Raw genomic sequence first — 22,525 nt, forward strand, 5'->3', positions numbered from 1 at the left:
TCGGAGGAGCGGCATTGGTGATCAGCGACGAGGTGGAACGCAACGCGGCCCGGTTGGCCGAGCTACTGGAGGCGGCCAGGCTCTGTGTCGCCGTCTCCGAATCACTGACCGCCGGTCAGCTGTGCGCCGCACTGGGCGCCGCGCCGAATTCCGGCACCTGGTTCCGCGGCGGTGTCGTGGCCTATGCGACCGAGGTGAAGCGCGGCGTCCTGGGCGTGCCCGACAGTCCGCCGGTGAGCGCCGAGACCGCCGCGGCCATGGCCGAGGGCGTGCGCGAACTCATGCGGGCCGATCTCGCGGTGGCGACCACCGGCGTCGGCGGCCCCGAACCACAGGACGGCGAGCCCGTCGGATCGGTATGGCTCGCGGTGTCCACCCCGGATGGCGTCGACACCCATCACTACTCCTTCTCCGGTGATCCGGAGCAGGTGCTGCGGCAGACGGTCGAGCACGCCCTGGAGCTGCTGCGCGCGGCGGTGCCCGCCCCGTCGCGTACGACCGGCCGCACTCACCCCTAAATCAGGTAAACTGCAGGTGAACGCAGCACCAACAGTTGATGTACGAAAAATTTGATCATATTTCCCTGCTCGTACGATAAATGGGCCACTACATCTGAAAGTGGCTGAGAGACAAGGGAAGTCCATGAGTAGTTTCCGCAGTATTCTCGCATCCATTTCCGCGGTGGTTGTCGGCGGATTTTCGACTATTGCATTCAATCCCATGGTCGCGCACGCTGCCGATGACAGCCCCTATTACTGGGACGTCCCGGTGCCGTCGCAGGCTCAGGTGGACATCATCGCCCGGGCGGGAATCGAAATGGTTCCCGCGGGCCCGGGCAAGGTGACGATCGCGGCCGATGAGGCGACCGCCCGGGCGCTGCAGGAACAGGGGCTCGCGCCGACGAAGAAGGCGCCGGTATACAAGTCCGCCCCCCACGAACTGCGCGCCCCCGAAGCGGGAAAAACCTACTACGGTGGTTATCACACCTCGCCCGAATTGCTCGGCCACGCCCGTGATGTCGCCACCAAGTATCCCGGCATCGCCCGGCTGCACGATATCGGCAAAACCTGGCTGGCCGAAAACGGCCGCGGCGGCTACACCATGAGCGTGCTGTGCCTCACCGGAGTCGATCCGGCGCAACATCGGACCGACCGGGAGAAGGCCGCGGCGAAGAGGACGGTCAAGCCGGCTGGCTGCGACCTGGCCCCCACCAAGCGCAAGCCGCGCTTTCTGCTCACCGCGCAGATCCACGCCCGCGAGCTGGCCACCGGCGAGCTGGCGTGGCGCTGGATGGATTATCTGGCCGCGGGTTACGGCACCGACCGCACGGTGACCTCGGTGCTGGACACCACCGAGGTCTGGATCGTCCCGGTGACCAATCCGGACGGCGTCGACGTGGTGGCCAGCGGCGGCAACCGGCCCAAGATGCAGCGCAAGAACCTGAACAACAGCCAGACCCCGGCGTCCTGCTCGGTCGTCGACAGCTCCGGCAACGGTCCCGGTGTGGATCTGAACCGCAACTTCCCGGCCCGCTGGGGCGGCGACTCGCGCAACCCCTGTGCGCAGACCTTCCAGGGTCCGCGGGCCGGTTCGGAACCGGAAACCCAGGCGGTCAAGCAGCTCTACGAGAAGCTGTTCACCAATCAGCGTCCCGCCGGTGGCGGTGACGTCCCCGACACCGCGACCGGAATCGTCATCGATCTGCACTCCTACGGCAATTACGGCATCGTCCCGACCGGGGCCACCCCGAAGAACCTGACCCAATTGAAGGCATTGACCAGAAAGATCGTGCCCAGCGGATTCGTCGTGGGCACCGATCGGGAGACCGTCGGATACTCGACCACCGGAACCACCATCGACCAGGCACACGGCGCCCTGGGCCTGGCCGCCATCACCATCGAGATCGGACCGAACAACTCCTCGTCCTGCGGCGGCTTCATGCCCCGCTACAGCTGCGTCGACAGCACCTTCTGGCCCCAGCTGAAGAAGTCCTTCGTCACCGCCGCCCAACTCGCGGGCGCACCCTACAAGCAGACCCAGACCCAACCCCAACCCGTTTCCTGATCACCCCAACCCGATGACACCGGCCCGGCCCATTGCGACCGGGCCGGTGCCCGTTCTCGTGAAATGCGCATGAGACGCCGGTGAAACCCCTGGCTCCAAGACTGTCTCCCAGATGCCGACTCGGGCATCGACCGGGAGGAGCACGTCATGAGCCAGGCCGTGGACGCCATTCTGCTTCGCCTCGCCTCCGCGGCCGGGGTCCGGGAGCTGGTGTTTCCCGCCGCCGATACCGGTCGCACCCGGATGCGCACGCTCATTTCGGCGGTCTACCAGCTGCCCTACGCCGTCATTCACGATGTCACGGCGGTCGATGTACTCACCCCCGCGTGCGCGGAGCCGCTGTATCCGGTGATCCGCCGGACCGGTAACTGGACTCAGACGATGCCGACGCATATCCGCACCGATGTCGACATCGTCGGCCACGACGGCACGGAGCCGACGTGGATCGATGTCGTGGCGGATCTGTCGGCCACGGTGGTCCTCGAAATCGATGCGGGAGAACTGGATTCGTTCGGCATCGCTCCGCTCGGCGAGTTCGCCACCCTCGACGAATTCCGGGCGAAGTTCCGCTATATCGACCTCGATGCCTTCATGCGCGAGCACCAGCTGAGCACCGTGGACGACCTGCGACGGGCGTTCCGGTATCTGCTCGCCGAGGTGCGGATCGCCCCGCCCGCGGCGTTCGATCCCACCGATCCCGCCGCGAGCAGGCGGCTGAAACTGCGGACCGGAATCCTCATCCGCGAGACCGTCGACCTGACCGCGACACTGCGCGACGTGCGGCGCCTGCTCGCCGCGCAGGAGCCGGTCGTCAACGAGATCCGCGACGGCGACTTCGCCGAAATCACCTCGCCCATAGCGCCTCTGGTGGTGTTCCCGACCGCGGCCGTGAGCGGCGGCGGGCCCACTCAGCAACAGGTCATCGCATTCTTCGCCGCACAGCAGATTCTCGCCGTCTTCGTCTGAACCGGCGATCGAAACCCCTTGAAGGAGAACCAATGCCGAGATCGCGACCGGCCGCCGAGGAATCCGGCGACGAGCCCGCCGAGGAGCAGCAGACCGCATGGGAACCGTCGATCACCATGTCGCGCGAGGAAATCGAGGAATACCGCGCGAAACTGCGCGCCCAGTACCACGAGCCGTGACGGTTCGGCTCTCGACATCCCTTTCCGCCAGCTAGGAGAACAACTCATGACACTCCGCTACGTGCGTGTGTTTCCCTCGTACGACTACGTCGCACCCGCGGTCCGGCCGACCGGCAATCTCGTCGTGGTCGGCGCCGGATCGGCCGGTGCGGTCAATGCCCCGGTCCAGGTGTCCACCCCCGACGAGGCGTTGCGGGCGTTCACCGCGGCCGGTTCCGCCCCCTCGCCGCTGAGCGCCTCACTGGCGGTGGCGATGCGGCAGAATCCGAGCCCGACCCAGTTCTGGGGCATCCGGCAGGACACCAACATCGCCAAATCGCTGGAGGCCGCCGAGGCGCTGAACGTGCAGTTCGTGGTCGTGGCCAATACCGCGCTCACCGCCGAGACCGCCAAACCCGGCGGCGCCATCACGGCGCTGCGCGACCACGTCGTCAACGTCTCCGACCGGGTCGACGGCAAGGAGCGCATGGGCGTGGCCATGCTGACCAAGGGCATCGCCGAGACCGCCCTGGTGGCCGGGCCCCTGGTCGACGACCGGATGGTCTACGTCGCGCACCAGAGCGAGGAGGACGCCGCGGCGGCGGTGGCGGGCACCATCGCGGGCCATCCGCCCTACACCTCGATGGTGCTCAAGCAGGTGGCGATCACCAGCCCGCCGTTCACCGCCGCCCAGATCGACGCGCTCAACGGCAGTGAGGACGAGAAGAATCCGGTGCCGCCGGGCATCGCGGGCAAGGGCGTGGTGTGGCTGACCTCGCCGACGCTCATTCCCGGGGGCGGGGTCTACCTCGGCGAGGGCTACACCGGGAAGCCGAACGGGCTGAAGTTCATCGATGTGCAGCGCACGATCGACGACATCAGTTTCCGGCTCAAGGCCCGGATGATCGGCGCCATCGGCAATCTGCGGATCAGCCGATCCGGGTTGCGCGCGTTGATCGTTCAGATGGAGGCCGTTCTCAATCCGCTGCTCGCGGGCGGCGTCCTGGAGCGCTTCGAGATCACCATCCCGGTGCTCAACCTGCTCGACGCCGATCCCGACACCCTCACCCCCGCCCAGATCCAGGCGATCAAGGACGCGCACAACGGCCGGATCGCGCAGGTCCTGGTGAGCGTCGAATACGCGGGTGCGATGCACCGCATCAACATCAACCTGAAATTCAACTAGCGGCCGGACCGCGAATCCGAGGACAGAACAATGCCCAATTGGAACACCCGCCTGGAAGTGCGGCTCGGCAGCACGGTGGTCAGCCCGATCTCGCAATTCACCCCCACCTTCAACGTGCCGCACACGGTCGTGCACAGCGTCGAAGCCGACAACCTCGGCTATGTCCGCCAGCCGCAGACGTTCACCTTCACCATGACCGTGCAGGCGTTCGCCTCGGTCGTCGCCGATCTCACCCAACTCGCCGTGACCGGTAAGGAATTCGAGATCGCCGTGGCGGAGAAGACCGGCACCGACTGGTCGTTCAAGGCGCTGAAATTCAGCCGCTGCGTCATCACCTCCGCCAACCCCAGCAATGTCGTCGTCGACGGCGTCCCGCAGGCCACCTTCACCTGCATGTGCCTGCAGCCCGGGATCGAGTAACCGATGACCGCCGAATCCGATTGGCCGGCAACCGAACCGGAACGGGCGGACGACCCCGTCTACCACTTCCCGGTGGAGGTCGAGGTCGTCGGCGAACTGGGCGAGGACCACCTGCGCCAGGTCGCGAAATACGTCTTCGACCAATTGCACACCACGCTACGCAGCCGCGGCTGAACACGGTTCGGCTCGTCCCGATTCACCTCGACAGGGAGGACACCACATGGCACCGGAGATACGTCCCGCACACCGTCTGCCGACGCGTGCCGGGCGAGCGGGCCGCACCGCGGTACCCGTGCGCGTCCGGGTTGTCGGCACTCCTTCCGGCGCGGATCTGGACAAGCTGACCGGCTCGGTGGCGCGGGCGGTGGGCAGGCAACTGCGCGCGGCGGGTGCGGCGGCGGTCGAGCGGACGTCGCTGGGCGAGACCCGGGATGTCCCGCCCGAGGACCGGATTCGCATTCGGCTGCGCGCGGTCGAGCACGATCTGTCCACCGGCATCGGGGTCCGATCGCCCGCCGCGATCGCCGAACTCGAGGCCGAGCGCGTCCGGCTGCTCACCGAGCTGACCACGGTGCTCGCCGGCCGCCTGGAAGACGTTCGGGCACAACGGAAAACGGGAATCGGCGTGCGGTCACCCGAGGCGCTGACCCAACTGGAGGCCGATGAGCGCCGCGCCTCCGGCGAGCTGGCCGCGGCCCGGTTGCTCGCCCAGCAGGCGGCCGGGCTGCGGCCCCCGCCCGAAACCCTCGCGATCGACTGGTTCGAAGGACATCAGGGCCGCGGGCTGAGCGCCGAGGGGCCGGTCGGTCAGCGGTACTACCCCGGCGCGACGCCGCTGCCGCGCGCCTATCCGGGCATCGATCTCATCGAGGGCGGCACGCGGACACCGTTGACCGGAATCATCCGGGTGGGCAGCAAACAGTTGCCACTGACCCCCGACAGCGTCCGGATCGAGGGCGGCACGCTCGTTCAGGTCAAGACCGTGGACAACCACCCCGGCGCCTATGCCAGACCCGGCGCGCTCCGAAATCAGCTGATTCAGAAGGGGATCGACCTTCTCGCCGCGACCGAGTCGGGCACCGGCCGCAGCCAGGACGTGGGCGGGAGCGCCTTTCGCGTGGAGCACACCGGCCCGGCCGAGCGCAGGATCCTGCACATCGAATTGCGGTCCGAGCCCACCGCCGATCACCTCGCCGAACTGGAGGCGGTCCGGGAGTACGGCAGCGCCAAGGGCATCGAGGTCGTGTACCGCTGGCCGAAGGCTCCCTCGCTCGCCGTGCCCGGCACGACCGGCGTCGCCCTCGGCGTGGCCGGAACCATCGGACGGGAACTGCGGCGCGAGGAGCAGCTGGAGCGCCGGGGCTATGCGCCGGTCGGCGCGGCCGCCTTCGCCGAGGAGCCCTGGTATGTCCAGCTGGGCAGCCTGTTCCGCCTCGACTGGTTCGAGTCGAGTGTGCGCGCGCCCGGCCCGGTGGACATCCCGGTGTGGCGCCAGCACGTCCGCCGGACGGCCGACGCCAAGAAGCCCGGCGACACCCTGCGATTCCTGTGGCAGACCCCGGATCGGTCGCGGCCGATTCCCAGCACCCGCGATATCGAGGTCACCTACCGCAAGACCCCGGAGGGCCGGTGGCGGGTCGAGACCATCGACGACGCACCGGCCGGATTCACCCCGCCCGATCTGAACGCCATCGTCGACCCCGCGGTCGGTGACGGCACCGTCGCGGCGATGTTGTCCAGCGAAGGGGCGTAGCGGTCGTGGACACCAGAGATCCGGCAACCGTTCCCGCGCCGTCGATTTCCATCGAATTCTCCGAGGCCGCGCGGCTCGAGAACCCCCGCGGCGTGGAGATCGCGATCCGCCGCGGCATCGACCAGGCGATTCTGGAAAGCCGCGCCGAGGACCGTTCGTGGTCGCCGCGACATCCGGCCGATCTCGACGAATCGGCCGCCGAGCGTGCACTGCCCCGCGAGCGGGTGTTGCACGTCCTCGGCGACACCCTGCGGATCGGGCCGACCGGGACCAGCCCGGTGCTCGCCCTGGGCCGGGATGTGCCGCAGTGGGTGAAGGCGGGCGGGCAGCTCGAGGTCGAGACCGGCGATCCGGTGCGCGCGGTGCACTGGGGTCGATATCTGTTCGGGGAGCGCGGTTTTGCCGTTCTCACCACGGCGTCGCCCGGCCGCCTGCTGGTGCGGCCGCTGCTGACCCCGCTGCATGCCACCGACTTCGGAGCGTTCGCCCCCGCGATCAGCCGGGAGCCCGGCTGGGAGGGCACGGCCACCACGGCCCCGGCCACCGGCGCGACCCTGGTCAGCGACGCCAGCCTGCAACCGCTGCTCGTCACCACGGCCGAGGGCATTCGGCTCCACCGCCGCTACGCCGCGCAGACCCCCACCGAATGGGCCGGACAGAACATCGAGCGCAGGCTGGCCGACCGCACCGATCCGGCCGCGCTGTCGGCGGCCGATGTGCGAGATGTGGTGTCGCTCATCGGGCGTGAGCATTCCGACGATGCGAGCGTCGCGCAGTTGCTGGCCGCACTGGATCGTTCGCTGTTCGCCGCCATGAGCCTCGGCGATCGCAGGCGATATCTGCTCGCGCTCACGCGCCTGGCCGAGCGGGCGGTGCGCGGGGTGGACTCCGATCAGCTCGACGCGGCCATGGTCGAGCTGATCGCCTCCTGCGGTTCGGCGGGCGAACTGGATGCCCTGCTCGCGCCGCTGGCCGCCGACGGCACGCTGCGAAAATTGTTCGGCCAGTTCGACAAGCCGACCTTCCGCCTGCTGCTCGCGGTCGGCGACCAGGTGCCGCTGACCCCGCTGGAACCGGCCGATCTGCTCGACATCGTCGCCTATCAGCTGAAACATCCGCTCTCGGCCGTCGACGTGGTCGAGCTCGTCGGCATCACCTACGACTGGCTGCGCGGCACGGTCGCCGGGCTGGCCGATCTGCCGCTGCTGCCGATCGAACTGGGCGGGAGCCTGCCCAAGCTCTACGAGCTCTATCTCCTGCTGTGCCGCGCCTTGGGCATCGTGCCGGTCCCGGTGCCGGGCCTGCCCGCGGTCGTCGGCCCGCCGGATCCGGAGGCGCTGGCGCGGGTCCGCGCGCTGCTGGCCAGCGCGGGCACGACAGGGCGCAGGGCGTTGCTCGGGCTGAAGCACATCGAGGAACTGGCCGGGGAGCCGGGTGCGATCGGCGCGGCGCTGCTGCGGCGGGTCGCGCGGGTGCTGCTGCTCGAGATCCTGGCCGCCTTCGTGACCGCCGCACCGGAGCTGCGCGCGGCCGAGATCGCGCAGCGGGTCGCCGCCCAGGCCAGGCTGTTCGAGGCGCTCGCGGCGTCGATGCGGCTGAAGGACGCGGGCGAGGTCGGCAGGCTGATGTGGTTGCTGCCCAAGCCCTATGCCGATGATGTGCTGCGGCTGGTGCGGCACGCGCCGAGGGGGGCCAGGGCACTGCCACGGTTCGTGACCGTGAACGCCGAGACGCGGGCGTCGGGGGAGCGACTGCTGAGCGCCCTGCGCATCGCCCGGACGATGGAGAAATCCCTCGGCCCGGCGATCGCATTGGCCGAGGACGTGCTCGCCGGTGCGCACCGCGTCCTCGAATTGACCACCACCGCGCCGCGGTGGTCCGGCCCCGTCGTCGCGGGTGTGCTGCGCCACATCCCCGCTCCCGAGCTGTCGGATCTGCTGCGGGTCGCCGGGCGGCTCACCGCCGAGCAGTTGCGCGAGCTGCCGCCCGCCGAGTTCGCACGGGTGGCCCGGGCCAGCGGCGCCCTGCGCTTCGTGATCGACGCGGGCGGGCACGCCCTCGCGCCCACCGCGCGGAGGTTCGGCTCGAATACCTCGCGCTACGAACACTTTCTGGCGCGGGTGGCGGCCGCGAAGCGGCGGCTCGGCTCGCAGCGCTATCACGAACTGCTCGAGCGGCTGGCGGCGGGCGATCCGGCGGGATTCGACGATGCCGACTGGTTGTCCGAGGTCGCCGAGTCGGTGCAGGGCACGCTGCGGCCCGGCACGCGGCCGACGGTCCCCGCCGCGGCGCTCGGCCGGATCGGCGCCATCGCGAGCAAGGACGCGTTCCGACGCGAGGTGGCCGCGGCCCTGCGCGCCGATCCCGGCCACCCCCTGAGCTTCCTGCTGGACGAGACCGGATCGCTGCGCTCGACGACCGGCGATTTCGCGCACTGGCTGGAGCATCCCGAGATCGTCGAGGCGGGCCACCTCGCCAGCGCCAAATCGCTGTCGACGGCGGGCAGCGACCGGCTGGTGGTCATGTCCGCCTACCGAAATCGGCTGGCCGCCAGCACCATCGAACATCCGGCCAGGGGCGGATTCATGAGCATCGACACGGCCCTGGACATCCGGGGCATCCCGGTGGATCCGGAGACCGCGGTGGATTGGGTGTCCAAGGGCCTGCTCGATCCCGCCGAATTCGATCGTGCCCGGCGGGTGCGGTATCGGATCGCCTCCGACGCGGCCGAACCGACCCGAGTGCGAATCGGAGAGCCGGGCCCACGCATCGAAATCGACCCGACACCAACGGAGGCGGCCGAACCCGTGCGACGACGACGGAAGGAACCGGAGCAATGACGGCACAACCGGTACTGATCGGCCCGGTCCCACTGCTGTATGTGCAGAGCATCTCGATGACCGAGGGGTATCAGATTCAGCGGATCGGCGACAGCAAGTTCTCCCAGGCGGTCGCACCCACCCGCAAGGCCATCGCGATCGAGGCCATGCTGCTGGGTCCCGAGCGACTGGTGACCAAAAAGGCACTCGAGGTGCTGGCGCTGAACTCCCGGCTGCTGGTCGCCGCGACCGCGACCACCCTCGCCGCGACCGGGATTCCGGTGGTGTGCGGACTGACCATCAGCCTGGACATGCAGATCACCGATCTGCGCTTCACCCAGAGCGTGCACAAGCGCGACGCCATCGACGTATCCCTCGGCCTCGAGCACGTCCCGCGCGGCCGGGCCACGGCGATCGCGGGTGAGATCGCCGATCTGGCGCTCGCCGCGGGCAGTGCGATCTTCGGCGGTCCCGCCGCACCGGCCGCGGTGCCCGCGGTGCCCGCGGTACCGCTGTGAACGAAAGGCAAGACCCATGACGACTACGCTGCATCACCGGTATCTGCGGCTGCCGCTGGACGCGGATCAGGGCTTCCCGCAGGCCGTGCGAATCTCCCTCGGCGGGCGCATCTACCTGCTATCGGCTCATGTGAACGTCACCGACGAGACACTGCTGGCCCAACCGAAACCGCTGGCGCTCCCCAGCCCAGGCGCGTTCCTGGCCCTCGCGGTGACCACCGAGGAGGCAGGGCGAACCCGAGTCCTGTTCCGCCGCAAGCTCGTTCCCGATTTGGAGTACCAGGCGCGGGAACTGGCCCTGGTGTTCACCGAACTCGCCGTGCACCCGCTCAATATCAACGGCTCCGGCGCGCACGGCTCGTCCGTGGTGGGAGGTGTCGCGCTGCGATGGGCTTCGTGATCTGGTACCGGCTCCAATTCCGCACCGACCCCGCCGACGCGACGCCGTTCCTGCGGGTGTCCAACGACGCGCTGTCCGGCGATCTGCTGATCGACGCCGCGATCGATACCAACGCCACCCTGGGACCGCATCCCTCGACCTTCGAGATCACCCTGTGGGACCTGCCGCTGGACAATGCCAAGGATCTCGCCGAACGGGCCCGCACCCGATCCGGTTCCGACCGGCCGATTCTCGTCCAGATCCAGCTCGGCTACTTCGACCAGCCCGCGACCCGCCGAGCCACCGTGCTGGTCGGGGCGATCACCGAGACCCGCAACGAGGTCGCGGCCGACGGCAGCCTGCTCACCCGGATCAAGGGCCTCGAACTGGCCGGATATCTGCTGCGCAGACAGGACTACCCGTATCACAAGCCGGGTGCGTCGAGCATCGACGAGATCCTGGCCGACCTGGCCCGCAAGACCAAGGTCGGCATCGCCCACGAGGGTGTCGACGGAACCGCCCGCGACCTCACCATCGCCGCGGGCACGGCGCTCAGCGCGCTCGGCACGCTCGCGGCCGGAGCCGGTGTGCCGCTGGCCGTGCGCGCCGGACAGGCCGTGCTGGGCGCCGGCCGCGATCCCGCGCCCCCGGCCCGATTCCGCGCCGAGGAGAATATCGTCGCCAAACGCCGCTGGGACAGCGGTTCTCCCGATCTGCAGGCACCGGCTGGCACCACGACCCGATACGAACTGACCGTGCTCGGCGATCCCACCCTGCAGATCGGCGGCCGGGCCGACCTGGAGGGCAGCGATTCCGCCGAGCTGCGCATCGAATCCGTGCGGCACCTGTTCAGCCTGCGCGGCGGATATCGGTGCGAGCTCACCCTCCTCGACGCCGACGCCGCGCATCGGCCGCACGCGGTCGACGGTGCGCATGCGGTGGCCGACGACTTCCAGTCGCTGACCCGGTCGCTGTTCGCCGACCACCCCGCCATCGACATCGGGGAGGTCGCCGCCTACAACGCGACCGGGTCGGGCGACAACGGCGGGCATCGGGCCACGCTCGACTACGGCAGGCGGCGCTCGGGCTCGAGCGTCGACGATGCGGTGGACGATCGGCTGGTCCTGCACGACAAGCCCATCGCGTCGGTATTCGCCTGGGACCGTACGGGATTGATGGTTCCGGTATATCCGGGCATGCGGGCGCTGCTGCTGCACAACGACGGCGCGGTCGACGACGCGATCACCGGTGGATTCCTGTGGTCGCGCCGCGCCGAGCACCGCCCGCCCGCCAACGAGCCCGGCGACTTCTGGCTCTGCCTACCGACGGAGGTGTCCGAGGGCAGGCCCGCGGGCAAGGGCGTCAACGATCTGACCGATGCGAGCGGCCACCGAATCGTGCAGGCCGTGGGGCTGAGCCTCGAGGTCGGCGCGGCGATCCTGCCCGAGGTCGGGGCGCGGCCGCGGCCCCCGACCGGCGAGACGCTGATCATCCAGCACGCCGCGGGCACGACGGTCAGCATCGCCGCGGACGGTTCGGTGGCCGTCGTCACCGACGGCCAGGACGTGACGCTCGGCAACGGCCGGGCATCGATCACCCTGAGCGGCGGCGAGATCACCATGACCGCCGACACCATCAAACTCGCGGCCTCGTCGGTGGAGGTGGGCTGATGGCGAAGGTAGTCGTCGTCGGCGCGCAATTGGTCTGCGGCCATGGGCCGATCGCGGTGTCGTCGAACTCGATCCTGACCGTCGGTGGCCATCCCGTCCTGGTGCGGACCGATCTTCCGAAGGCGGACTTCAAAGCCTGCACGGCGGCGACACCGCCCGGCAAATGCACGACCCTCGGCCCGCTCACCGCGGGCGTCTCGACGGTGCTGAAGGTCGGCGGGCAGCCCGTGGTGCTGCAGACCGCCGCGGCGGTCATCGCCCCCGGCGGGAAATTGGGTGTGCCGGACCCGGGCCAGACCATCCTCGAGGCGAGGTAGGAGAGCATGACAACCGCCGGAAACATCGGAATCCGTTTGGACAGCGGCGATCTCGTCATCGAGAACGGCCGGATCGCCACCGTCGCCGATCGACCCAACCTGGCTCAGGCGCTCGGACTGCGGCTGCTGACCCCACTCGGCGACGACCGCTACGACACCCGCTACGGACTCGATTACCGCTCCGTGTTCACCGCCCCGGTGAGCGCGGTCGAGATGCGGGATCTGCTGCGGCTCAACGTCGTCCGCACGCTCAGCGGTGATCCCCGGGTGCGGGAGATCCGCGATATCCAGATCACCGACCCGCAGGCCGACGCCCACCACCGGGTGTTCGGAGTCGTGGTGTCGATCATCACCAGTGACGGCGCCCCGGCCGTGCTGACCACCACCGTAGGAGCACCGGCATGACGCAATACGGCGTGACGAAGGACGGTTTCGTCCTCAAGGGTCTGGCCGAGATCCTGAAATCCGCGCAGCAGCGGGCGGTCGACGCCTTCGGTCCCGAGGTCGACCTCGGCAGCACCAGCGTGCTGACCAAACTGCTGCAGGCCACCGCCGACGAGGACGCCATGCTGTGGCAGCGGCTCGAGGACGTGTACTACAGCCAGTTCGCCTCCACCGCCTCCGGCGCCGACCTGGACCTGCTCGGCCAGGACATCGGCCTGCGACGCAATTACCTGTTCTCCCAGGGACTCGCCGAGCTGACGATAGCCAATGCCGTGGCCGGGCAGGTCTACGCCCTGCCCGCGGGCACCGTGGTGCTGGACGGATCCACGCCGGTGAACGCGTACTACACGACCGCACCGGTGACGCTCACCAGCCAGTCCCCCAAGGCCACCGTGCTCGTGCGGGCCTTCGAACCGGGGTGGCAGGCCGATATCGAACCCGGCGCCCTGACCCGGATCGACCCCGATTATCTTCGGGCACAACTGAATTTCCCGGACAACGTGACCGTGGCGGCCGTCAATCCGGCGGCCTTCACCGGCGGTTCGGAGTTGGAGGACGACACCTCCTTCCGCAATCGGCAGCTCGGATTTCCGCGCGACATGTGGACGCTGCAGAGCGTCCGGGCGGCCGCGCTCGGGGTGCGCGGGGTGGTGGACGTGCTGCTGTCGGATTCGCTCGGCGGCGTCGACGTCACGCAAAGCTTCTTCGGGCAGTTCTTCTTCAGCGAGCGCGCCTTCAGCGGCGAGCGCAGATTCGGCGAACCGTATTTCTTCGACGTGGTCGTGGCGCACGAATTCGCCCGACCCTGGCGGACAACGGGTTCGGTCGTGGGCATCTACGAGCGCGTGCGGGCCGAGGTGGATCGGGTGCGCCCGGTCGGTATCCATCCCAACATCATCGAGGCCAACCATATCGAGATCGGGCTGCGCGCCACGGTCGTGATCGAGCGCGGCCAGGATGCCAACTCACTGCGGGCCGCGCTGCTGGATCGGCTCTCGCGCAGCATCGGACTGCTGCGCCTCGGCGGCGACGTGCTGTATTCGCAGGTGATGTGCGTGCTCGCCGAGCAGCCGGGCGTGGTCGACGTGAGAGATCTACGGCTGCGCCGATTCCCGCCGGTACTGGGTCGGATCACCTTCGGAACGGAACTTTTCGGCTCCGAGCCGATCGAGGCCGGGGTGGGCGAGAACCTCGCACTGGGACCGACCGAGATCGCGCTGTTCCGTCAGGACAGCGGCCTGATCGATATGCAGGTGGTTGGGCGATGACCGCGGCTGGATTCGAACCGGACCTGCTCGCACCGCTGTATCCGGCCGCGGTGGACCGGATGGCGGGCACGCTCACCACGCCGTTCGCCGCGGGCGCCGACCGCCTCGAACTGCGGTACGCGGGCGGAGAGCCCACCCGGACGGCCGCCTTCGAACCGTACGACTTCTCCGAACACCGCGCCCGATACGGCACGGCCCCCCGCGTCCGCTACCTCGTCCGGATCACCGAGGACATCGTCGAGGACCTGACGCTGACGGTGACCTACTCGGTGAGCGGCACCTCGAAAACCGCTGGCCCGCTCGCCATCGCGGCCGGAACCCCGGCGGGCGCGTCGCTGCTGTTCCCCCTCGGTCCCGATGCCGCCGCGGCGGTACTGACCTCGGTGGCGGTGCAGGGGCCGACGCGCGAGGTCACGCCCCCGGCACAGAGCGCGTTCACCTTCACCGCACTGCTCGGCGATCTCGCCGCGCTGCTGTGGGTACTCGGCGGCGATCGTGACGTGCTGGCGGCCCATTTTCGCCGGATCCGCCAGCACAGCACCGTCGCACGCGCCGGCGGGCTGTCACTGGATCTGATCGGCTCCGACCTGAGCATCCCGCGATTCCCCCCGCTGCCCTACGGATTCACCAGCGACACGATCGCGCTCTACCACCTCGACGACGGCGGCACCGATTCGGCGGTCGCCGACGCGACGCGGCCGTATACCGGCGTGGGTCATCCCGGCACCCGCGGTCCGGGCGTGGTGAGCGGTGTCGACGGCAGATTCGGCTCCGGTATGCGCTTCGACGGCGCCGCCGAGATCACCGTGCCCGATCATCCCGACTTCGAGCTGCCCGCGGGGGCGAGCCTCACCGCCGAATGCTTCGCCCGGCCCGCGCCCGGTGCATGGACCGGTGCGGTGCTGTCCAAGCACACCGATATGACCGATGAGAACAAGCCGGGCTGGGGTCTGCACATCGGGACCTTCCGCGGCATCGATCGCAATGTGCTGCTGCGGATTTCGGATGGATCGGCCGCGAGCCCGATCCGGCTCTACGCCGACCTCTCCCTCCAGGTCGACCGGTTCCATCATCTCGCGGCCGTCCTCGACCGCAGACGGAAGACGGTCGCGCTGTACGTGAACGGGGCGCTGCGCGCCTCGGCGCCGGCCGAACTCGGGGCGCTCACCAACATCTCGCCGCTGCGGATCGGCTACCAGGGCGCCCCCGGATTCAGCGGGGCGTATCTCGGCACGGTCGACGAGGTGCGGATCTCCCGCCGTGCGTTGAGCACCTTCGCACCGGTACTGGGTGAGGACGACGAGAGCTATCGGCAGCGGCTGCGTGTGTTCCGGCGCTGGAATCTGCCGACACCGGCACATATCACCGCCACGCTGAACGAGGTCGTGGGCTCGATCAACGACTACGGCGACCCGCTCACCGTCTCCGATGCCTTCGACCGGGCGCCGATCGGCCTGCACGCGTTGACGATTCGTCCGGTCATCCTCGGTCCTGGGGAATCCGTCGACGCCCGCGGCCGCCGGGGCCGGCCCGAGGCCGAGGTCTGCGGCACCGTGGCCGACGACCGGTTCGATCCGCGGTGGCTGATCGCCTACGGCTCGCCGCAGCCGGTGACGTTCGCCGGGGACCGGCGGATGCGGCAATCGGTGCGCCGCGCGCTCGACGCCTTGATCAGGCTGCTGCTCGACGAGGGCGACATCCATTTCCCGGATCTGCGGATCAGCGCCTACGATCCGGCCGCGACCGATCTGCGTGCGGTGGGCCGCGCGGTCGTGCTGTCGTATCCGAAAACGCGCCGGGCTCGGGTGGCCGCGCTGGCACACCGCGCCGGGTTCTCCTGGGTTCGTCATCGTGCGGGCAGCAACGACATCTACGCCTCGGTCGCGGACACCACATCGCTCGAGATCGTCGGCCCGATCGGCGAGTGGTACGGCAAGGACACTGCCGCACAACGGGAATATCCACTGTCGCTGCTCCCCGAACCGCCCAGGGACTGCGAGCTGCGCTGGTCGGTGCTGCAGGCCGGGCCGGGCCGGGCGGAACTCGTCGGCGATCCGGCCGCCACGACGATCACGCTGCGCGCCCTGCGGCCCGGCGAGGTCACCGTGAAGATCGAGGCGCGGCTGGGCGGGACGGTCTACAGCGCGACGCGCCGAATCACCATCGGCACGGCCGATGTCGGGGCGGGCACATCGATCGGCGCGGACGGCCGGATCGGCGTGGACGAATCGGTGGCCGGCGCGCCGGACGACGGTGCGTACTCGCCGGATCATCTGCTCACCGTGTCGGATCCGGCGCTGGTGGTCGCCGTGCCGGGCGCGAACCGGATGCAGGCGTCGATCGCCGCGCGGCTGCAGCGCCTGCTCGCCATCATCGCGGCGAGCGCACGGGTGCAGCCCCATTCCCCCAACCAGATTCGGCTGGTCTCGGGCTGGACACCGAACGGCACCGGACTCGACGGTGTGGGGCGGGCGTTCGTCCTCGACGGCGGCCCCTCGGGGCTGGCCCCGGCGAGCCTGGCGGCACTGGCCCAGAGCGTCGGCTTCGACTATGTGCGCAACACCGGCACCGCGGTGCGGATCGCCCACCGTGGTGATCGACATATCGCGCTCACCGGTCCGGCCGAGGTCGAGGAGGGCCAGGTCGCCTCGATCGCCACGGCGCGCCACGACAATCCGGTGGACGCCGTGCTCGCGGGCGCTCTGGTCTGCGTCGTGAACCAGGGCAATTCGACAGTGTCGCTGCTGGATTCGACGACCGGTGCGCTGCTGACCTACCCGCATCCGGTGAGCGGGGAGATACGCGACGCGATCCCCGTGGGCGCCGCGCCGGTCGGGATCGCCGCGAGCGCGGACGGCAAACTCGTCTTCACCGCCAGCGCCGCGGACCGGACGATCACCGCGATCACGGTGCCCGGACGCACGGTCGCCGCCGTCGGACCCGCCCTGCCCGCGACGCCGCTGCGGATCGTCGGCCACCCGACCCGGCCGCTGCTCGTCGTGCTGGCGCAGACCCAGGTGTTCGTCGTCGACATCGCCAGCCTCGCGGTCACCAAGCAGTGGGCGATCCCGGCATCCAGTCCGGGACGGGCTCTGGCGCTCGATCCCTCCGGCGCCACCGCATGGATCGCCTGCGACGACAAGACACTGCGGGCGGTGAATATCGATACGGGCGCCTGGGTTTCCGCGCCAAATCTGCCGGATGTCCCGCTGGCCGTGGCGGCGAGCAGCACGACCGTCTACGTCTCCGGCAGCCGGGCGCTGTGGGCCGTCGACACCGCCTCCCGCACGCTGACCGGCACCTATCCCCTGTTCGACCGGTATCCGATGCGTATGCGCGTGGACGAGGCCACGGGCGTGCTGCAGATCGGCGAATGGGACGGCAACCGGATCAGTCGCGTGCGGCCGCAGGGCGGCAGCCTCACCTCCGTCTCGACGGCGTTGCCCGGAACGCCGGTGGCGATCCTGCCGTTCGGCGGATCGGTGTTGACCGTGCTGAGCGGGGATCTGCGTTCGGCCCGCGGCGATGCCGTCGCCACCGTCACCGGCGGGTCGGCACCGCGGGTCGCCGCACTGTGGCCGCTGACGCGGCCCGGCGGCAAGCGGCTGGAGTGGTCGCTGCGCACGGCCGGCGAGGCGGCGGCCCGGCTCGACGGATCCACCGGCGAGGTCCTCGCGCTCACCGCCGAACGCGCGGGCGCCGTGCAGGTTCGGGTGCGCGCACCGGTGGCCCGCGCACCGTACACCGTCCGGATCGGCCTGATCCAGCCGCTGCTGGACCTGGAGCGCACGGGTGTGAAGATCCTGATCCGCCGCGATCAGTACGAGCGAATCATGAACGTGCTCAACGAATTACATCCGATCGGGGTGGAATTCGACACCCGCGAGATTCGCGCGCGCGTCCCGGAACTGCAGACCGGCGATCTGAAGCCGTTTCCGGCCTACACCTATCCCACCTACCGACTGCGCGGGCAGCAGCTTGCGCGTCGCATTCGAAAGGACTGACCCATGGGCCTGTTCACCCGCACCTTCAGCCACAAGAAATGGGTCGACGCCGTCGACCGCGTCACCGCGGGCGGTGACAACGGATTCAACGTCCGATTCCAGGCGCTGGAGGTCGATCTCGACAATATCGCCGCGGCGTTCGACACCGTCGCCTCGGGTCTGGAGCGGCAGGCGACGATCAATCTGGTACCGGGTCTGACCCAGTCCGGCACCAACGGCTGGGTCCATGGTCTCGGCACCGCCAGCAAGGCGCCCAGCAAGGGTGACGCGGCCGGGCTGCAGCCGGTGGCGCTGCCCGCGCGAGGAACGATCAAAACGTTTCGCGTGCTCGGCCAGAACACCGGCAACGGCACGCTGAAGATCGAGCTGATCCGGCAGGAGTTCACGACCTCGTCCCAGGTCTCGGTGGTCACGATCACCGCGCCGAAGACCACCTCCAGTCAGGTCTTCGATCTGCCCCGGGCCCCCGTCGCGGGGACCGAGGGCCTCGACCAGAAGTACTCGTACTTCGTCTCGGCGACCCTCAGCGGCGCGGACCCGGCCGATGTGGTCGCCCTGTACGGCTTCCAGTTGATCTGCCTCACCAGCTGAACATCCACGAAAACCACTGAGAGAGAAGGAAACACAATGCCCGAACTCAATCCGAACGGACGATTGGTCGTGCCCCATGTCGCGGGCGATCAGGGAAGCGGCAGACCCCTGCCGCAGAACACCGCCGTCTGGGCCAGTCCCAATATCCGGCTCGTCACCCGCACCGACAAGCCGAAGTACATGAACGTCGCGGAATGGGACAGGGACGAGAACAAATGGGACGGCGTCGTCCACGTCGGGACCGCCTACTTTCTGCTGGTCCGGGTGTTCAACCGCGGCGATTTCGCCACCGAGCCCCGGGGAGAGCGCACGGCGCTGAAGGGCATCAGCATGGAGGGGTGGGTCTCCAATTTCGCGGCGGGTCCCATCGGGCCGGTGAGCCAGATCGACCCACCGCCGGATCCGGAGCACGGGGATACCGCGTTCAGCGGTTCGTTCGCCGGTGTACTCGAACCGGGTAGCGAGGTCGTGGTGGCCAGCGACGGTTTCTGGGTGCCGCAGACCGGCGATGTCGAGAAGTACAACGACGGTCACGTCTGCGTCGGAGTCAATGTCTATTCCCGGGGCGGTGATCCGATCGGCGGCGGCTCCGGCGAGGTTCATCTACTCGACGCGGCCGAGACCTATCCGGCCGACGGCAAGGCGCTGCTGGCCCGGCCGGTCACCAACAAGCTGGACCTGCTGTCCGACACCCATCACGGGCAGCGCAACATCTCGATCGATTCCAAGCCGCTGGGGCAGCGGCTGGTTCGCAAGGTGCTGGTCGAGGTTCCGGCCACCGACCGCTGCCCGCTCGAGGCGGAGGTCGCGCTGCGACCGGTCGCGCTGCGAACCGGTTCAGCGGAGGCGGCGGGCATCGCGACGGCCCTGGGCCTGAACGATCATGAGTGCCCGCCCGATCCGCTGGAGAACGTCAGCATCGATGACTGCGGCGAGCCCAGCCACGAGGTGGGCGTCTATCTGCAGCCGGGCGAGAAGCGGTGGCTCACCATCACCGTCGAGCCAGGCGAACGCGAAAAGCCCGGCGATATCTACGCTTTCGACATCATCACGACCGAGGAGTCGAACGACAAGCTCTACGGCGCGGCGCGCATGTATGTGGCGGTGACGGCCGACGGCAGCTGATCCGCGTCCGCCGAGACGGCGAAACCACTTGCGCGGGAGTGGTTTCGCCTGCGCGCCTCGGGATTTCAACCGTTCGGTGGTAAAATTTCATTGGGTTCGGGGACATCAGGAGGGGTCATGCCATCTGTTCGAAAACTTCCGTCGCACCGTCGTCGGCCCGCTCGCGCTCTCCGCACCGCCGCACTCCTCGCCGCGGTCACCACGCTGGCGCTGCCTCCCGTCGAAGCCGCGGCGCAGCCCTACCCGATCTACGGAGCCATCCGCGTCGAATACGACGAGGTCGGCGGTTATCCGTTCTTCGGCAATGCCATCAACCCGGAATCGGATGCGGCGCGTGGCGGGCGCTGGCAGGCCTTCGAACGCAACAGTTCCATCTATTGGCACCCCCTCGTCTCCGGCGGGCACGCCAATCAGATCGGCGGCGCGATCCGCGCCAAATGGGGCGACCTCGGTTGGGAGAACGGCGCCCTGCGCTACCCCACCACCCGCGAATTGCCGACCCGTAAACCCGGCCGTTTCAACCACTTCGAGGGCGGCACGATCCACTGGTCCCACAACACCGGGGCGCACAACACCTGGGGTGCGATCCGCGACAAATGGGCGACCCTCTCCTGGGAGGACGGCCGCCTCGGCTTCCCCGTCACCGACGAGTTCCAGGCCCGCAACAACGGCGCGGGCCAGCACTTCGAGGGCGGCTCGATCTATTGGTCCTCGACCACCGGGGCCCGCGTCGTCGTCGGCGCGATCCGAGACATCTGGGCGAACAACAACTGGGAGAACGGCCGCTACGGCTACCCGATCAGCGACGAGTACGACTACAACAACGGCCGAGCCCAGGACTTCCAGGGCGGCCGCATCGAGTGGTACCCACCCCGCTGACCCGATCCGTCGCTACACCGTCATGGAGAAGTCGAGTGTGGCAGACGGATGCGATCAATTGTCAGCGCGGTCGGTGACGTATCGGTCGAAGAGGTCGGCGAGTTCGGCGGGGCGGGACAGCGCTACGCAGTGACCGGCGGCGATTTCGTCGGGCGTGATGCCCAGCCGCTCGTCGACCACGCGGCGCAGGAAATCGGGTGGGAACAGCCGATCTTCGGTGCACAGCACGAATTTCGTGCGCACGTCGGGCCAGTGCGGCAACGGCCAGGGGGCGGCGCCGGAGGCGGCCGAGGGGTGGTCGCGTTCGCGGCGCAGGGCCTCGTCGGCCAGGTCGCGGGGTACGTCGTGGTAGTAGAGCTCGTAGGTGTCGCCGACGTCCATCGCACTCTGGCGGTAGCCGGTGGCCGACCACCAGTCGTCGGGGCGCTCCCCCGGCGCGGGAACCATGCCCGCGATCAGGATCAGCAGCTCCGCTCGCAGCCGCTCGGCCACGAGGGTGGCGGTGAACGCCCCGAAGGATTGGCCGACGACCACCAATCCGGACCGGTCACCAACGGCGGCGACGACGGCATCGACGTAATCGGCCAGTTCGAGCGAGTCGTCACCGGCCGGAAGGTCGGGCGCGACGACATCGTGGCCGCGACTTCGTAATTCGGTCGCCACCAGATGCCAGTACCAACCGCTGTCCCCGGCACCGTGCACCAGAACGAATGTGCTCATCGGTTGCCTCCCGCCATGCCCGTCACCGCAGACTACCGCGAGATACGGTTCTGCTCGCACGCTATGTGAACTTTCGTTCGTCCCCGCTCGATTCGGATACCGCCGACGTCGTACCGTTCAGCGCCGCGACCTCCGCACGCAGCGCGCGAATCTCCTCCAGCAGTCGCCCCACCTCGAGATCGGTTCGCTCGGTGGACTTTTCGACGGCCTTCAGCTGGTCGATGACCCAGCTGGTGGTGGTACCGATGGCGAAGCTGATCAGACCGATGCCGAAGGTCATCGGCACCAGCGCCACCAGGCGGCCCTCGGTGGTGACCGGATAGCAGTCGCCGTATCCGACGGTGGTCACCGAAACCGCCGTCCACCGCAGGGCGTCGCCGTGGTCCCGCACATTGGCGCCCTCGGCACCGTATTCGGCGTCGAACATCGCCAGGCCGCACAGGAACAGGATCAGCAGCGAACTCACCCCGACGTATACCGACGTCCGCGCCCGGGTCAGCGGGCTGCGATCGAGCGTGTCGAGCACCAGCAGTGCCGCGCGCAGCCGCTGAGCCGCTAGCGCCCCGACGTCGCCACACCGCCCAGCAGGGTGCGCACCGCGCGATCGGCGATGACATGAGCAGGCTCCGCGCCCGCCTGCGCTGCCTCGGCGGCCACATAGATATGGGCGTTGAACACGGCTTCGATCCAGGACGCGGGCAGGGCGGCGTCGAGGACGCCGTCGGATTGGGCCGCCTCGATCAGGGTGCGCAGCGACCGGTTGCCGACCGGGCGCCAGTGCGGATTGCCGGTGAAGCGGTCGGGATCGGCGTAGAGGAACACGACACGGTCGCCCACCTCCACGAACGAGCGCAGCAGCGTGGTCAGGCGATCGAGCGGCGTCGCGGCGTCGGCGGCCCGGGCCACGACGGCGTCCAGGACGCGCAGCGACTCCATCAGCACCGCGTCGAGCAGATTCTGCCGTTCCGGAAAATACCGGTGCAGTGTGCTGCGGCTGACGCCCGCGCGCTCGGCGATATCGGTCAGCGGGGCGGCGATCTCGCGTGCCCAAACCGCCAGGGCCGCCTCGACGATCGCGGCCCGCGTCCTCGATCGGACACCGCTCGCAACCGGTCGATCCGCGGTACCGCGGCCCTTCCTCACCATGCGGCGAACGTAGCATTCCCGGTGACATTGCGACATCGGGCTCTCTTAATGAGACATAGATGTGTTATTTTGGACCAGCGTGGTCCCGGCCGTAGCGA

The 22,525-nt window shown here is 69.0% G+C and carries 22 protein-coding genes; 19 read left to right on the forward strand and 3 right to left on the reverse strand.

Translation table 11 applies throughout. The features are described 5' to 3' along the window. The first annotated feature begins 17 nt into the window (after nt 1-17). The 19 genes from NDR87_RS03195 to NDR87_RS03285 all read left to right on the forward strand — a co-directional run bounded on the left by NDR87_RS03195 (nt 18) and on the right by NDR87_RS03285 (nt 20,561). Nucleotides 18-518, forward strand: a complete 501-nt coding sequence (locus NDR87_RS03195) for a CinA family protein (protein WP_308212036.1) — start codon at nt 18-20, stop codon at nt 516-518. A 202-nt stretch (nt 519-720) separates the two neighbouring features. Then, nucleotides 721-2,064 carry a M14 family zinc carboxypeptidase gene (locus tag NDR87_RS03200; RefSeq protein ID WP_251908860.1) on the forward strand — a complete coding sequence of 448 codons (1,344 nt, stop codon included), beginning with the start codon at nt 721-723 and terminating at the stop codon, nt 2,062-2,064. Nucleotides 2,065-2,211: 147 nt separating this feature from the next. Next, a complete protein-coding gene (locus tag NDR87_RS03205; protein ID WP_251908859.1) occupies nt 2,212-3,030 on the forward strand; it encodes a hypothetical protein in 819 nt (272 codons plus the stop codon). A gap of 32 nt (nt 3,031-3,062) precedes the next feature. Further along, complete coding sequence (locus NDR87_RS03210) at nt 3,063-3,209, forward strand: hypothetical protein (protein ID WP_251908858.1); 147 nt, start codon at nt 3,063-3,065, stop codon at nt 3,207-3,209. Between the two features lie 46 nt (nt 3,210-3,255). Next, nucleotides 3,256-4,374 carry a hypothetical protein gene (locus NDR87_RS03215; RefSeq protein WP_251908857.1) on the forward strand — a complete coding sequence of 373 codons (1,119 nt, stop codon included), beginning with the start codon at nt 3,256-3,258 and terminating at the stop codon, nt 4,372-4,374. A 30-nt stretch (nt 4,375-4,404) separates the two neighbouring features. Beyond that, nucleotides 4,405-4,794: a hypothetical protein gene (locus tag NDR87_RS03220; RefSeq protein WP_251908856.1), complete on the forward strand. Its 390-nt coding sequence runs from the start codon at nt 4,405-4,407 to the stop codon at nt 4,792-4,794. 3 nt (nt 4,795-4,797) lie between these two features. Continuing rightward, nucleotides 4,798-4,968: a hypothetical protein gene (locus tag NDR87_RS03225; RefSeq protein WP_251908855.1), complete on the forward strand. Its 171-nt coding sequence runs from the start codon at nt 4,798-4,800 to the stop codon at nt 4,966-4,968. 46 nt (nt 4,969-5,014) lie between these two features. Beyond that, complete coding sequence (locus NDR87_RS03230) at nt 5,015-6,547, forward strand: hypothetical protein (protein ID WP_251908854.1); 1,533 nt, start codon at nt 5,015-5,017, stop codon at nt 6,545-6,547. Between the two features lie 5 nt (nt 6,548-6,552). After that, a complete protein-coding gene (locus NDR87_RS37650; RefSeq protein WP_251908853.1) occupies nt 6,553-9,387 on the forward strand; it encodes a polymorphic toxin type 5 domain-containing protein in 2,835 nt (944 codons plus the stop codon). Continuing rightward, complete coding sequence (locus tag NDR87_RS03240; protein ID WP_251908852.1) at nt 9,384-9,884, forward strand: hypothetical protein; 501 nt, start codon at nt 9,384-9,386, stop codon at nt 9,882-9,884. The genes NDR87_RS37650 and NDR87_RS03240 overlap by 4 nt, the downstream gene beginning before the upstream one ends. Before the next feature lie 16 nt (nt 9,885-9,900). Then, nucleotides 9,901-10,284: a hypothetical protein gene (locus NDR87_RS03245; RefSeq protein WP_251908851.1), complete on the forward strand. Its 384-nt coding sequence runs from the start codon at nt 9,901-9,903 to the stop codon at nt 10,282-10,284. Further along, nucleotides 10,272-11,933 (forward strand): hypothetical protein, encoded by a 1,662-nt coding sequence (locus tag NDR87_RS03250; RefSeq protein WP_251908850.1) that lies wholly within the window; start codon nt 10,272-10,274, stop codon nt 11,931-11,933. The genes NDR87_RS03245 and NDR87_RS03250 overlap by 13 nt, the downstream gene beginning before the upstream one ends. Next, the gene (locus NDR87_RS03255; protein WP_251908849.1) at nt 11,933-12,250 is read left to right on the forward strand and encodes a DUF4280 domain-containing protein; all 318 of its coding nucleotides are present in this window, start codon (nt 11,933-11,935) and stop codon (nt 12,248-12,250) included. The genes NDR87_RS03250 and NDR87_RS03255 overlap by 1 nt, the downstream gene beginning before the upstream one ends. Nucleotides 12,251-12,256: 6 nt before the next feature. Beyond that, nucleotides 12,257-12,655: a hypothetical protein gene (locus NDR87_RS03260; protein WP_251908848.1), complete on the forward strand. Its 399-nt coding sequence runs from the start codon at nt 12,257-12,259 to the stop codon at nt 12,653-12,655. After that, nucleotides 12,652-13,962, forward strand: a complete 1,311-nt coding sequence (locus NDR87_RS03265) for a baseplate J/gp47 family protein (protein ID WP_251908847.1) — start codon at nt 12,652-12,654, stop codon at nt 13,960-13,962. The genes NDR87_RS03260 and NDR87_RS03265 overlap by 4 nt, the downstream gene beginning before the upstream one ends. Continuing rightward, a complete protein-coding gene (locus NDR87_RS03270; protein ID WP_251908846.1) occupies nt 13,959-17,966 on the forward strand; it encodes a LamG-like jellyroll fold domain-containing protein in 4,008 nt (1,335 codons plus the stop codon). The genes NDR87_RS03265 and NDR87_RS03270 overlap by 4 nt, the downstream gene beginning before the upstream one ends. Before the next feature lie 3 nt (nt 17,967-17,969). Then, a complete protein-coding gene (locus NDR87_RS03275) occupies nt 17,970-18,557 on the forward strand; it encodes a hypothetical protein (RefSeq protein WP_251908845.1) in 588 nt (195 codons plus the stop codon). 36 nt (nt 18,558-18,593) lie between these two features. Beyond that, nucleotides 18,594-19,682: a hypothetical protein gene (locus NDR87_RS03280; RefSeq protein WP_251908844.1), complete on the forward strand. Its 1,089-nt coding sequence runs from the start codon at nt 18,594-18,596 to the stop codon at nt 19,680-19,682. Nucleotides 19,683-19,799: 117 nt separating this feature from the next. Continuing rightward, nucleotides 19,800-20,561 (forward strand): LGFP repeat-containing protein, encoded by a 762-nt coding sequence (locus tag NDR87_RS03285; RefSeq protein ID WP_251908843.1) that lies wholly within the window; start codon nt 19,800-19,802, stop codon nt 20,559-20,561. 54 nt (nt 20,562-20,615) lie between these two features. On the opposite strand, the gene NDR87_RS03290 is transcribed toward NDR87_RS03285, so the two are convergent. From NDR87_RS03290 to NDR87_RS03300, 3 genes are all read right to left on the reverse strand, one after another. Beyond that, nucleotides 20,616-21,281: an alpha/beta hydrolase gene (locus tag NDR87_RS03290; protein ID WP_251908842.1), complete on the reverse strand. Its 666-nt coding sequence runs from the start codon at nt 21,279-21,281 to the stop codon at nt 20,616-20,618. A gap of 61 nt (nt 21,282-21,342) precedes the next feature. Continuing rightward, on the reverse strand, nt 21,343-21,807 hold the full coding sequence (locus NDR87_RS03295) for a potassium channel family protein (protein ID WP_251908841.1): 465 nt from the start codon (nt 21,805-21,807) through the stop codon (nt 21,343-21,345). Between the two features lie 29 nt (nt 21,808-21,836). Beyond that, nucleotides 21,837-22,427: a TetR/AcrR family transcriptional regulator gene (locus NDR87_RS03300; RefSeq protein WP_251908840.1), complete on the reverse strand. Its 591-nt coding sequence runs from the start codon at nt 22,425-22,427 to the stop codon at nt 21,837-21,839. Between the last annotated feature and the right edge of the window lie 98 nt (nt 22,428-22,525).

It is taken from the genome of Nocardia sp. CDC159, from assembly GCF_023740735.1.
GTDB classification, from domain to species: domain Bacteria; phylum Actinomycetota; class Actinomycetes; order Mycobacteriales; family Mycobacteriaceae; genus Nocardia; species Nocardia pulmonis.